At 66.2% G+C, this 12,868-nt stretch carries 9 protein-coding genes; all 9 read right to left on the bottom strand.

Annotated features, from left to right (window positions below):
• Positions 1 to 15: 15 nt before the first annotated feature.
• Complete coding sequence (locus AB4079_RS15935; RefSeq protein WP_441788294.1) at positions 16 to 969, bottom strand: glycosyltransferase; 954 nt, start codon at positions 967 to 969, stop codon at positions 16 to 18.
• Positions 962 to 2,518, bottom strand: coding sequence for a DUF2142 domain-containing protein (locus AB4079_RS15930; protein ID WP_441788293.1), 1,557 nt, complete (start codon positions 2,516 to 2,518; stop codon positions 962 to 964). The genes AB4079_RS15935 and AB4079_RS15930 overlap by 8 nt, the downstream gene beginning before the upstream one ends.
• A gap of 127 nt (positions 2,519 to 2,645) precedes the next feature.
• Entirely contained in the window at positions 2,646 to 5,234 is a 2,589-nt protein-coding gene (locus tag AB4079_RS15925) for a hypothetical protein (RefSeq protein ID WP_441788292.1), read from the bottom strand.
• 59 nt (positions 5,235 to 5,293) lie between these two features.
• Positions 5,294 to 6,529: an ABC transporter ATP-binding protein gene (locus tag AB4079_RS15920; RefSeq protein WP_441788291.1), complete on the bottom strand. Its 1,236-nt coding sequence runs from the start codon at positions 6,527 to 6,529 to the stop codon at positions 5,294 to 5,296.
• Positions 6,529 to 7,395 carry an ABC transporter permease gene (locus tag AB4079_RS15915; RefSeq protein ID WP_441788290.1) on the bottom strand — a complete coding sequence of 289 codons (867 nt, stop codon included), beginning with the start codon at positions 7,393 to 7,395 and terminating at the stop codon, positions 6,529 to 6,531. Before AB4079_RS15915 ends, AB4079_RS15920 begins: the two co-directional genes overlap by 1 nt.
• A gap of 2 nt (positions 7,396 to 7,397) precedes the next feature.
• Entirely contained in the window at positions 7,398 to 8,609 is a 1,212-nt protein-coding gene (locus AB4079_RS15910; RefSeq protein ID WP_441788289.1) for an alginate O-acetyltransferase AlgX-related protein, read from the bottom strand.
• Positions 8,606 to 9,835, bottom strand: coding sequence for an acyltransferase family protein (locus AB4079_RS15905; RefSeq protein ID WP_441788288.1), 1,230 nt, complete (start codon positions 9,833 to 9,835; stop codon positions 8,606 to 8,608). Before AB4079_RS15905 ends, AB4079_RS15910 begins: the two co-directional genes overlap by 4 nt.
• Before the next feature lie 11 nt (positions 9,836 to 9,846).
• Complete coding sequence (locus tag AB4079_RS15900) at positions 9,847 to 11,763, bottom strand: rhamnan synthesis F family protein (protein ID WP_441788287.1); 1,917 nt, start codon at positions 11,761 to 11,763, stop codon at positions 9,847 to 9,849.
• 10 nt (positions 11,764 to 11,773) lie between these two features.
• The gene (locus AB4079_RS15895; RefSeq protein ID WP_441788286.1) at positions 11,774 to 12,850 is read right to left on the bottom strand and encodes a glycosyltransferase family 2 protein; all 1,077 of its coding nucleotides are present in this window, start codon (positions 12,848 to 12,850) and stop codon (positions 11,774 to 11,776) included.
• Positions 12,851 to 12,868: the final 18 nt, after the last annotated feature.

Below are 12,868 nucleotides of genomic sequence, written 5' to 3'. Positions count from 1 at the left end.
AGATCGGAGTTCGGCCTAAGACGGCTGGTTCCAGTCGACGTTCACTGGAGCGGGTAGCCGCAGGTAGTGCAGACGGATGGCCTCGCGTCGCCCGCGCAGCACCCCATCCATGATCAGGCCGGCCAGGAACGCCAAGAACGCCAGGATCACCAACGACGACGACAGCACAGCGGTCGGCAGCCGCGGGACGAGACCCGTCTGCACGAACTCGATCAGGACCGGGATACCGAGGATCAGGCCGATCAAGAAGAAGAGCCCTGCGAAGACCGAGTAGAAGAACAGCGGACGCTCGTGGCGGAACAGCTCCACGATCAGACGGAGGATCCGGAAGCCGTCGTGGTACGTGCGGAGCTTCGACTCGCTGCCCTCTGGCCGGTCGCGGAAGCCGACCTCGACCTCGGCCTGGGGCACCCGCATGCTCATCGAGTGGACGGTCAGCTCCGTCTCGATCTCGAACTCCCGCGAGAGCGCCGGGAACGACTTCACGAATCGGCGCGAGAAGACGCGGTAACCGCTGAGCATGTCGCTGACGGGCAGCCCGAAGAGCGACCCGACCAGCCGGTTGAACAGACGATTGCCGGTCTCGTGGCCCGGACGGTACGCCGTCGCATCGCCGTCCGGCTTCCGCACACCCAGGACGTGGTCCAGGTGCCCATCGATCAGAGTGTCGATGAGGGTGCCGGCAGCGAGGGCGTCGTACGTGTCATCCCCATCGATGATGAGGTACACGTCGGCGTCGATGTCCGAGAACGCGCGGCGGACGACGTTCCCCTTGCCCTTCTGGGTCTCCTGCCGAACGGTGGCGCCGGCCGCACGGGCGAACTCGACCGTTCGATCGGTGCTGTTGTTGTCGTAGACGAAGACCTTCATCTCCGGCACCGCCGTGAGCAGATCGGTGACGACTTTCGCGACGGCGGCCTCTTCGTTGTGGCACGGGACGATCGCAGCGATCCGGAGGTTCTCAGGCATGACGTTCGATTCGGTCGGGGAGCGCTCGATCCTGCGCCCGGAGATGGAACGCGTACACGGCGTAGCAGGCCAGGGCCAGCCAGCCGACGAGTTCGATGACGGTCGCCACCCACACGTCCGTTCCGGGATGCCAGGCACCGCGCACGAGGTGGGTCCACGGACCGTTTGCGCCGTTGATGTAGCGATGGAGGTTGATGACGAAAGCGACGATCTGGGCGAGGGCCAGAAGTGGGACGACCACCGGAACCACCCTCCGGCCGAGAAAAGCCGGCATCGGATACCGCTCCGCCAGGAAGCCGGCGATCAGCGGGACCATGACAGCGAGCGGCAGGATGTACTTGCCCTGCCAGATGAGACCGGATTCCTTGAAGCTCGCGAGCTGGACGCCGATCGGGAGCGCCACGATCAGGAGGACGAGGCCCAGCAGAACCAGGCGCCCGCGCAGGCGAGCGATGGCGAAGCCGATGACAGCGACGACCATCACCGCTCCGCCGATGACCAGCTGGGCGACCAGGGGGAGGTGCACCTCTCCCCAGCCGAAGACGCCGAGGAGCTGCTCGACGTAGTAGTCTGTCTTGCTGAGCATGGCTTGGACGACCGTCGGGGCGGTGAGGTTCGGGTCCGGGTAGACGACCCCCAGCGCCAGACTTCCGGCGGTCAGGATGTAGATGACGGCGGCAAGCGAGACCGCGACGCACACCGCGAGGGGCAGCCACGCGCGGCGATTCATGATGAGGTCCTTCACCACACCGAATTTCGGCGCCACCAGCAGGACGAGAAGCACGATGAGCACCAGGTACACGGGACTCAGCCCTCGTGCCAGGACGAAGAAGCCGGAGACCACCACAAGCCGCCACAGCCGGCGCCGCAGGAGATCGGGATCAGGCTCGAAGACGAGCGCCAGCAGGATGATCGCGGTCGCCATCGCTCCGAAGATCTCCGGCCCCTGGGGTGTCATCGCACTCGCGATGAAGATCGTCATGGGGGTCACAGCGGCTGCGAATCCCACCATCGGCCACCCCGGACGTCGGAGCTCGGCGATCGTCCGGCAGGCGAACGCGGCGAGCAGGGCCACGAGAAGGGCGCCGACGAGCCGCATCGCGACGAGGGTGAAGGTCGAGATCGGGAACAGGCTCGGGATGCCGATGATCGCGTAGTAGAGCGGGTTGTACCGCGCGACGTGCGAGACACTCTCCGACGGCGCTCCCAGGTCGCCCGTCAGCGTCGGCGAGCAATTGGCGAGCTCCTTGGCCTTGAAGGCGAAGCAGGGGAGTGCCCAGACATCCGTGAACAGCTGCGGGACGGCGAAGACGCCGCGGCCTGGGTTGTAGGCGGACTCGTCGGCGGCGAACTCGCCGCGGACGGTCGCCGCGGCCTTCACGGCGTGGGCCGGCTCGTCGGGGGACGCCATCATCGGGTTCGCAACGGACCAGCTGCCGATGACCAGGAAGAAGAGGACGAACGAGATCCAGAAGGATGAACGAGGTGACGTGAGTCTCTTCAGGGGACGACGGGTGGACGCTGGGTAATCGTTCACCGTTGTGGTCATAGGGCCGGATTCCTCCCGGTGCGGCTAAGTGCTCGGTGTGGCGCGATACGTGAAGTCGTCGGCCGAGGCGCGATGCAATCGTAACGGACGAATCGCTGCCGACCCGGCAACCGCATCCACCGGGATGTCAGCCGATCAACCCGGCCAGCACCCCATCCGAGCCGATCCAGACCCTGGAGCTCAGCCCGTAATAGGACGCCACCCAGGCGACCGAGGACTGGTCGGCGATCGGCTGTTTGTAGCCGCCGGAGACGAGGTAGATCTGCGAGGAGGACCTCTCCCGGACGAACACCGGCGTCGAGGTCGTCGCTGCCAGCGGGACACCGGTCCACGACTTGGTTCCGAGGGCGGTGAACGCACTGGCGCCGCCGAACGTGCCGGCCGCCACCTCCAGCCACCCTTCGTCCACGGAGACGAAGTACCGTCCGTCGCTGGTCAGGCGGAGCGGCAGCGTGGTGCTGGCGGACATGTTCTGCAGCGACGCCGCCTGCAGGCGCACAGCGGAACCGCCAACCTTGCCGGCCGCCGCGGCAGCAGAGACGAGGAAGTTGCCTCCCTGAGTCGCGGCCACGAAGCTGGAGCCGTCGGTGTAGACGCCCGCGCGGGTCACCGGGACACCGACGGGAATGGCGGCCACCGCGCCGTTGGTGAGGCTCGTGGTGGTGCTGGGGATGAAGTACTGCGCGAGCACGGACGGGTCCGGCGTCTCCCGACGCTTGCCGCCCTGCATCAGCCAGATGGTGCCGTCCGGCAGCTTGACGAGATCCGTGAGGGTCCCGGCGGACGGGTACTCGGACACCGCATCCGCGGTCGTCGTCGGGAGCTGCCCACAGGTCTTCCCCCACGCGGCCACCTGCGTGCAGTCGCGGAACTGGTATCGCTTGCCCCCGTCGATGAGGTAGACGGTCTGCGTGCCGGTGACGGAGACGATCGTTCCCGCGGGCGGGTTGAGCCCCCGCAGGGCTCCGTCGGTCGTCGTCCAAACGGTCGAGGGGACGCCGTACGTCTGCGAGATCCAGTTCAGCGTCGCCTGATCCGCGACGGGCTGTTTGGCGCCTCCGCTGATCAGGTAGATCTGGGTGCTGGACCGCTCCTTCATGAAGAGGGACGACGTGACGGTGGCGACCAGCGGGACGCCGGTCCAAGAGTTGGCACCCAGCGAAGTGAAGTACGACGAGCCCCCGAACGTCGGGCCGTCCACCTCGAGCCAGCCGCCGTCGACGGACACGAAGTAGCGCCCGCTCGACGCGAGCCGGAGCGGCAACTGCCCGGTCGGGTACAGCCGCTGGAAGGAGTAGTTCTGCAGCGGCGTCGCCTTGCCGGCCAGAGTGCCGGCCGCGGCCGCGGGAGACAGCGAGTACATGCCGCCGTAGGTGGACGCGGCGAAGTTGCCCTGGCCGTCGGTGAAGACGCCGGCGCCGACCACGGGCGACCCGATCTGGGCGCCGCCGATCGAGAAGTTCGACAGGCTGGTGGTGTTGGTGGAGACGCCGTACGGCGCGAGCACGGACGGGTCGGGGGTCTGGCGCCGCGCACCGCTCTGCATGAACCAGATCGAACCGTCCGGCAGCTTGATCAGGTCGTTGAGCCAGCCGCCGTCGGTGAACAGATTCGCCTGGGCCGTCGAAATCGTCGGGAACTGGGGGCAGACGTAACCGAAGTTGTAGACCTGGTTGCAATCGCGGAAGCGGTACCGCTTGCCCTGATCGATGAAGTAGACGGCGCCATCGGTCGCCCGCAGGACCCGCTGGACATAGACGCCGCCGTCCATGTAGCCGTTGAACTGCGCCTGGGTGAGATCCGCGACGGCCCCGAGGGCGCTGTACTGCGCCAGCATGTCGGTGGACGGGAAGGCATAGCGGACGTTTCCGCTCGCGAGGTAGACGTTGGGTGTGCCACTCAACCGGATCAGGTTGGCCGTCTGCGTGGGCGAGCCGAACCAGTCCGTCCAGAGGCGCCAGAAGTTGCGGTTGCCGTACGCCGAGCAGGAGTCGCCGGTGCCGTACAGGTTGGCCATGGCCGCAGCGTTCGGCTGGTAGGGCGTGTAGTTGTACAGTCCGGCGGTGGCGTAACCCTGGATGTAGACCGAACCGCTCCCGCAGGCGCTGTTCGGGTTGTAGAGGATGTTGTTCCAGGCGTTCGGCTGGTAGTTGTACCACGTCGGGTGCGCCTTGTAGATCTTGAACTGCCGGGCGCCGTAGTACATCTGGTAGAAGAAACCCGCATAGTTCGGGTCGCACGGCGCGGTGTCCGGGCAGGAGAACCCGGTGGCGTGCAGGAACATGCCCTGGGTGGGGCTGGAGGAGGTCACCAGGCCCTGCTCCTTCTGGAGGAGCACGATCAGGGCCTTCTGGCTGATGCCGCATGCTGCGCCGACGCGGGCGATGATGCTGGAAGCGAGCTCGGAGCCCATTCCGCCCATCGGGGAGCAATAGGCGTCGCCGGCCATGTTCGGAGTGGACTGACCGTAGCCGTAGAGGCACGCGTAGCTCGAGTGGCAGGTCGAGTTCTGGCTCAGCAGGAAGCTCTGCACATCGGAGGCGGACATCGCCCCACCGTCGTAGAAGTTCTGGTCGCTGACCAGGAAGCCGGCCTGGAAGTCCGCCGCGTTCGCGGCGTAAGCGGACGGCGCCTTCTCCGTGCCGACAGCGACGATGACGCCGACGGCCATGACAGCGGCCATGACAATGCCGGCGATGCGCATCCGTGCTTTCACCGCGGACGACCTTCTCTCGATCCCGTACCCGCGCGAGACCGCGGGTATTCGGGATGACCTTACCGCACCGTTTCGTCTACCCGCGGTTCCAGCAGGGGGCGAGCCGGGCTGAGGTTCGCAAAACGGCTGTTGAAGGTCGTGACACCTCCGGACTCGAACGGCTGACCGGCGAGGACGTCCACACGGACCGCCTTCTGCAGGGCGTCGTACACGTGGGAGGCGTTGCCGTCCTGGAGGGACGCGCTCACGTCGAACGTGCCGGGGCGGACCGGGAGGGAGGGGATGACCACGTCCACCGTGCCGTCGCCCGGCCCGATGCTCTCCGCGATGTAGCCGGCGTCGAGCGAGTGGTGACCCCAGACGAAGATCCCGTCACGGGTGTCGACGGAGACTCCGAAGGTCGGGCGGTGGATCTCGACCTCCGAGTGGTAGTGCAGCCGGATGGTCACCTGGTCGCCGGTCTTGCTCGTGCGGACGTCCTTGCCGTCGACCAGCCACTCGATCTTCGAGATCATGGCCTCGCCGCTGCCGAACCGGACGCCGCCCGACTCGACGCGGCGGACGCTGTGCTCGGCGTCCGCGTAGGCGTCGACGATGTTCATGGCGTTTCCGATGTCGACCACCGACCCGTTGCGCAGCCAGGCCGCCGTGTCGCAGAACGTGCGCATCTGGTCGATGGCGTGACTGACCACGATCACGGTGCGGCCCGAGGACTTCAGCTCGGAGAACTTCTCCATGCACTTCTCCTGGAACTGCAGGTCGCCGACGGCGAGCACCTCGTCCACGAGCAGGATCTCGGGTTCCACGTGGATCGACACGGCGAAGCCGAGCCGGACGTACATGCCGCTCGAGTAGTTCTTCACGGGCTGGTCGATGAACCGCTCCACACCGGCGAAGTCGACGATGGAGTCGAACTTCGCGTCGATCTCCTTCTTGCTCATCCCCAGGATGGCGCCGTTGAGGTAGACGTTCTCACGCCCGGTCAGGTTGGGGTGGAAGCCGGAGCCCACCTCCAACATGGCCGCGATGCGCCCGTCGACCGCGATCCTGCCGGCGTCCGGCGTCAGGATGCGTGCGATGCACTTGAGCAGCGTCGACTTCCCGGAGCCGTTGTGCCCCAGCAGTCCGAAGGTCGTGCCGCGCGGGATCTCCAGCGAGACGTCGTCGAGGGCCTTGAACTCGGTGTGACCCCCGCGGCCGCCGGAGAGCACGGCGGACTTCAGCGAGCGGTTGCGGCCTTGATAGATGCGGAAGGTCTTCGAGACGTTCTGCACCGAAACGGCGATGTCGTTCATCAGAGTTCCTCGACGATTCTGGCCTGCTTGGCCCGGAAGATGAGTCCACCGACGATCAATGCGCCGATTCCCCAGAGAGCGCAACTGATCCAGACCTCCAACGGCGGCACCGCGTAGCCGTAGACGATCGAACGGAACGCCTCCAGGAACTGCTCGGCAGGGTTCAGCCGGAAGAGGAAGACCAGGGGGAGCGGATCGCCGTTGATCGTCACACCGCTGCGCTGCAGCGACGCCGCGGCGTTCTGGACGAGCGTGAGGGGGAAGACCACGCCGGACGCGTACATCCACACCTGGCTGACGAGTCCCCAGAGGTGCTCGATGTCCCGGAACCAGACCACGGCGATGGCGAGCATCATGCCGACACCCGCCCCGAACATCGCCGCGAACAGGATGAAGGGAATCAGCAGGGGGATTCCGAGCAGGACCTCGGGCCCCCCCACGAAGGCCATGACGACGATCACCACGGCGATGTCCGTCGCGAACGTGACCGTCGTGGCGATCACGGCAGCGAGAATCAGGACCACGCGCGGAAAGTAGACCTTCTCGAGCAGTCCCGCGTTGCTCACCAGTGCAGACATCGCCGTTCCGATGGAGCCGGAGATGAAGGTCCAGGCGACGACGCCGACGGCCACCCACATGGCGAACGACGTCACGCCGGAGTTCTGCCCCACCGGGGCGGGGCTCGCGAAGACGATGCCGAAGATGACGCTGTAGACGGCGATCGTCACAAGGGGGCTGATCAGGGACCAGGTGCGCCCGAGCACGGTGCCGTTGTACTGGGCCTTGATCGCACGCAGTGCGAGGTTCCACGTGAGCGCGGACGCTCGACGGAACTCGGCGGAGGGGAGGCGTTCTGCGATGGTCATGGTCACTTCTTCGTCGTGGGCGGGAAGTTCAGATGGCGCTCGGCGACCTGCAGGATGACGATGTCGGACTTGTGCTGGGAGATCAGCTGGGCGACGTCCGGCAATCCGCCGGGCTCGGCTGCGTCGAAGTTGTGCCGCAGCTGCCAGGTCTGCGCGAACTCCTGCTGGACCGTCACCGAGAGGCCGTTGCCCATCGAGTCGCGCAGGAACAGCAGCGACTTCGAGGTCGCGGCCCCCGTGGTCTTGGTCGAGACCGGAAGGAGGCTGAGGTCGGTGGCCGTCGCGCCGTCGACCGTCGTGGTGGTGCCGTCCTTCTTCGTCAGGTCGACGCTCTTGAGCTGCGGGTCGTACGTCGGGGTGGTCCAGTCGGGAACCGGGCTCGAGATGCCGTACGGCGCGAACTCGTTGTTCTCGTCGGTGGTGGTGACGCCGGTCGAGGCGGGAACGGTGAGCGGCCCGAGGGTCGGGTCGGTCGTGTTGATGCAGTCGGCGACCGTCTTCCAGCCGACGTACGCGCCGTAGTCCGTCCAGTGACTGTTGACGCGGCTGTAGGTGGGAGTGGTCTTGCTCGCGTCGCGCAGCGGAGCGCGGAGGTCGATGATCGGCAGGTCCGGGTACTGGTGCATCAGCTGGTCGAGCGGTCCGGAACCGCGGATGGACTGCGCCCAGTCGGGCAGCTCCTGCGGGTAGACGTCCCACTTGGCGGGCGTGACGACGACGTAGAACGGGATGCCCTTCGCCTTGAGTTCGTCGCGCAGCGACGCCAGGTAGGTGTGCCAGTCGGCGGCCTCGTCGACCGAGAGGGCACGGCGCCCGACGGCCTGGGAGAAGTTCATCGCCTGGATGTCGTTCCAGAACACGTAGCCGTCCTTGCCGGTCACGTAGTCCTTGCTGAGGTCGCCCTTGTGCGCGTCCCAGACCTTCTCGGCCTGATCCGCTTTCCCGGTCAGCCACAGTTGCTGCTTCGGCTTCTCCACGGCGGGGTGGCAGACCTCGGGCAGGGCGGTCGTCGAGGTCTTCGCCGGACCGCTGACGGCGGCCGGCTTGTCGAGGGCCGGGGGCGCGGTCTCGATGTGCTTCTTGACCGCGTAGCCGGTGCCCGCCGCGACCGCGGAGAGCGTGAAGAGGACGACCAGGGGCACGTAGTAGAGCCGGCCCCAGCGGCGCCGGCCGCCCCTCACCTGCTGGTCGGGCGGGAGTTCGCGGAGGCTCACTGTGCAGCCTCCCCACTCGGGGTCTTGGCTTCTCGCAGTTTCGCCGCGTAGTGCGTCGACGAGAACACCGGGTCGACGAAGCGGTTCTTCAGCCGCAGGCTGATCGGGGCCCACCGCTCCAGAACCCAGAGCAGCCACTTCGGCGTCCAGTTCTTGAGGCTCATGGCCGGCTTCTCGATCAGGTGCCAGCTCGCGAAGGCGAGCACGTGACAGACGACGATGACGACGACGTGGTACGCCAGCCAGCCCGCATGCTGCAGGCCGAAGAACGCGGCCAGCGTCATCACCGGCCAGCCGAAGATGTAGATGCCGTAGGACAGGTCGCCGTACTTCTCCCAGTGCCGGAGCTTGGTGGCGCGGATGGCCACCCACATCAGGAAGTAGCAGAACGCGTACTGGCCGTAGGCGAGCCAGCCGCCGACGGCGTAGGTACCGATCGCCACCGCCAGTGCGCCGATGGCCAATCGGTCGTCGATGGGGATCTTCTTCGGGAAGAGCGCGAACAGCATGCCGAACGCGAACGGGCCGAGGAAGAGCAGGTTGTAGATATTCTGGAACGAGGGCACCACGTGCGCGAGCTGGCCCGCATACGCCCACTGCAGTGTGGACAGGATGATGATGGCCACCGCGACGCTCCCGGCGAGCCAGCGGTGGGCGAGGACGCCGAAGAGACCGAGGACGCCGACGAGGATGTACGCGCGGAACTCGTACATCAGCGTCCAGGCCGAACCGTTCCAGTCGTAGCCGCCGTGCAACTGGGCGAAGGGCAGACTGGACCCCATGCCGCCGATGTTGTGCTGGGTGATGACGAGTGTGAAGTTGTTCCAGAAGTAGGTGAGCGGCGAGTCCTTGGTCGTCGTGAAGTAGCCGGCCAGGCTGCCCTTCTCCTGCACCCAGGCGATCGGTCCGAACACGAACGCGATCGTCAGCAGGGACAGCCACCATGCCGGGAAGATGCGCAGGAACCGGCGCCAGAAGTAGCGGAGCGTGCTCGACTTGCCCATCCGGCTCTGCGTGATCAGGAAGCCCGAGAAGAAGAAGAACCCGCAGACCGCGACGCCGCCGAGCGACTGCTCGTGGCTGATCTGGGTTCCCAGGTCTTCGCCGCCGTAGAACCCTCCGATGGGTCCGGCGTGCGAGAAGATGACCATGAAGGCCATCAGCCATCGGAGAAATCCGATGCTGTTAGCGCGGGGGTTGAAGACCTCCGACAGATTCTTGGGCACTGGGTGGTTCCTTACTGACTGTTCTTGTCTCGTCTGACGCGGCGGAGGACTCCGCGACTCCGGCGATAGACCGACCGTGCCGGGGTGTACAGCTTGCGCAGCTGGGTGGCCAGCCGGGGGTGACGATCGGTGACGAAGCGTTTGAGCTCCCGAAGTGGATCGGCGGCGTCTCCGACGTGGTTCCAGAGCCAGAAGACCTGGTCGATCGGGTAGCCGGGGACGGGCGCGCTCATCATGTCGAGTTTGAACTCCAGGAACGTGTGGCTGATCGCCGCATAGCGGGCGTTGGCCACCGTCCGGACGTGGTATCCGAGCTGGCCGGCCGCGTACGCCACGATCCGTTCCTGGACGTGCGCCAGACTGCCGTCCCTGTGTTCGGTCTCCGACGCGTACTCGTCATACTGCCAGTCGACATCGGTGAGGATCCTGAGTGCCTCCGGCCGAGCGACGAACATGGCGCCGAAGGGTGCGAGCGGGGAGACATCGTCGAGGGGCACCTTGATGCCGAGGCGATCGCAGAGTTCCTTCGTGGGCTCCTTGTTCGAGAACCAGGCGTGACCGAGGGTCGGGTAGCCGATGTGGATCGTCGGCGGGAAGACCATCCCCAGCCCCGGCTCCTTCTGGAACAACCCGATCAGGTTGGCCGTGTAGCCGGGGGAGTTGAGGAGGTTGTCGAACTGCTGGCGCTTGAAGAAGTCGCCGGCGTTCGGCGTCTGCTGCACCGTCTTCTTCGAGTGGATCTTGACGATGAGGTCGTAGTCGTCGCGACGCAGCACATCCACGGCGCCGATGAAGAAACCGCTGAGGTCGCGCCCGCGATTGGACGGCAGGACGCGGACGTCGTACTTTCCGATGAGCTCCAGCCCGCGCGCCGCGATGGCCTCGCGGATCACCGCCGCCTTCTCCTCCGTCGTCGTCGTGACGTAGAGGTCGAACGAAGAGGGCAGGGTGGCGAGACGGTCCAGAAGCTCGTCCGTCATGTCCTCGTAGAAGATGTGCACGATGGCAGCGATTCGCTGGACGTCAGCCGGGTCGTACGACTCCACCGTCTCCGGCAGGATCTCCAGCATCGACGCGTTCGTGTTGAGGACCTTCGGCTGCGCGTGCTGGGCGAGGTCGCGCCAGATCAGCTCCATCGGGTAGCCGTACTCGGCGGTCTCCTCCAGCAGCCACCGGCCGATGATCGCCTCGCGGTCGAGATACAGCGGGCTGTGGAAGAACGGGCGGCGCTTGAGCGCAGGACACCCGTCCTCGAGGAGCGCGCGGGCGCTGACGAACGCCGGGTGGTCGGACGGGTAGTCCTCCTTCGGGAAGGCCAGGGCCTTGGCGAACCCGCGCGACTCGAAGTGGTGCGTGAACCGGGACTCGTGGTTCACGATCGAGTCGGTGTACGACTCGATCATCGGCATCTCGTCCCAGTACTTCTTCCACACGTCGGAGACGAACATCGAGCGGCGGACCGAGATCCAGTGCGACTGGATGTGATCGTGCATGGAGCCGATGAGCGTGTACGGGTTGGGCGTCATCCCGGCATGGTCGGTGAGACCCCAGAAGTCGACCTCGAGCCCGTTCATCTTCTCGAACACCGGCTCGAACGGGCGGACCGGCCCGAACCATGTGTAGTTCATCAGAATCAGTTCGTCGAACTGGGCCAGACGTTCACGCCCGAACTCCTCGAGCGCGGACTTGTACGCCCACACGTCGAACCCGACGTTGTCGCGCTGGAAGACCGTGTCCGCGACGCTCTCGAGCTTTCTCCTGCCGCCGTCGGTCAGCGCTCCGTTGACCACCACGAAGATGTGGTCGGCGAAGGGGCGCAGCTTCTCGAGCTTGTACGGGATGTAGTCGCCCACCTCGCCCGTCGGGTCGTAGACGAAGTAGAAGATGACACGGTGGTCGCCGTCCTGAAAAGTCTTCCTGTCAGTCATGCGCGGTGATTCACTCCCGTTTCTCGGCCTGGCTGTCGGGTCCCGTAGCGGGATCACGATGCGTCTGTCGGAGGACACCCGTGACACCGGACTTCGTCTTCGAAGCAGCGCGGCGCAAAACGTTGGGGAATGAGCGGGAGTTGAGGAGGTCCAGCTGGTCCTTCAGGCCGTCCAGTTGACGAGACAGCCCGTCGAGCCGGTCGACCAGCGAGGCGATCTGCTGGGAGAGGGTGAAGGCGTTGCCTGCCCCGTGGTTGATCAGGTCCTGACGCGCCAGGTCGATCTGGCGGGAGAGCTTGTTGTGGGAGTCGGCGATCACCAGGGCGTCGCCGAGAGCGCCGCCTTTTGCGGAATCGGACCGGAGGAAGCCGTCGCGGACGACCGCCGTGTACTCCACGTGGTGCGCGCTGTGGGCGTGCACGCTGTTGCCGAGAGGTCCCGTCTCCTCCTCGCGGCGGTGCCAGAACGCCAGCGGTTCGCCGTCGATGAAGGCGATGGAGGAGTTGGCCAGTACCTTGAGCGTGAACTCCCAGTCGGCGAGCACCGGAAGCGAGCCGTCCCAGCCGCCCTGTTCGTCGAAGACGGTCCGGCGGACGACCATCGAGCTCGGCGGCACGTAGTTGCCGTACAGGGTCTCGACCAGGCTCACCCGTCGGAGGTCCGAGCGGAGGATCTCCCGATTGATCTCCACCGCTGCGTCGCCTTCGATGCGCTCGTAGACGACCTCGGTGCGCACGGCGACGGCGCCGTCCGACCCGGACTCCAGGCGGGCGACCGTCGCCTCCAGGTAGCCGGGTGCCCAGGAGTCGTCGTCGTCGAGGACGGCCACGAGAGGCGCACTCGACGCCGCCACGCCGACGTTGACCGCTTCTTCGCGGCCGACGGAGTCGGTGTTGTGGACGACCACCGGCTCGCCGAGCCCTGAGGTGGCGGCCAGGAGCTCATCGACGGTTGCCGGGTCGCCACCGTCATTGACGACGACCAGTTCGAACTCCCGAAGGGTCTGGGACGCGACGCTCGCCAGGGCGCGACGGAGGAGGGTGGGACGGTCACGGGTGCGCATGACGATCGATACGCGGTTGGCCATATGGTCCTCTCCGTGCCC

This window comes from Leifsonia sp. 2MCAF36 (genome assembly GCF_052115525.1).
Lineage (GTDB): Bacteria > Actinomycetota > Actinomycetes > Actinomycetales > Microbacteriaceae > Leifsonia.
The sequence above is the reverse complement of the archived record's forward strand: the minus strand, read 5'-3'. Positions and strand labels throughout refer to the sequence as shown.

Excerpts from the sequence above, each read along its gene's own strand:
- AB4079_RS15935 (WP_441788294.1), bottom strand. The coding sequence starts at position 969 with ATGCCTGAGAACCTCCGGATCGCTGCGATCGTCCCGTGCCACAACGAA.
- AB4079_RS15930 (WP_441788293.1), bottom strand. The coding sequence starts at position 2,518 with ATGACCACAACGGTGAACGATTACCCAGCGTCCACCCGTCGTCCCCTG.
- AB4079_RS15920 (WP_441788291.1), bottom strand. The coding sequence starts at position 6,529 with ATGAACGACATCGCCGTTTCGGTGCAGAACGTCTCGAAGACCTTCCGC.
- AB4079_RS15915 (WP_441788290.1), bottom strand. The coding sequence starts at position 7,395 with ATGACCATCGCAGAACGCCTCCCCTCCGCCGAGTTCCGTCGAGCGTCC.
- AB4079_RS15900 (WP_441788287.1), bottom strand. The coding sequence starts at position 11,763 with ATGACTGACAGGAAGACTTTTCAGGACGGCGACCACCGTGTCATCTTC.
- AB4079_RS15895 (WP_441788286.1), bottom strand. The coding sequence starts at position 12,850 with ATGGCCAACCGCGTATCGATCGTCATGCGCACCCGTGACCGTCCCACC.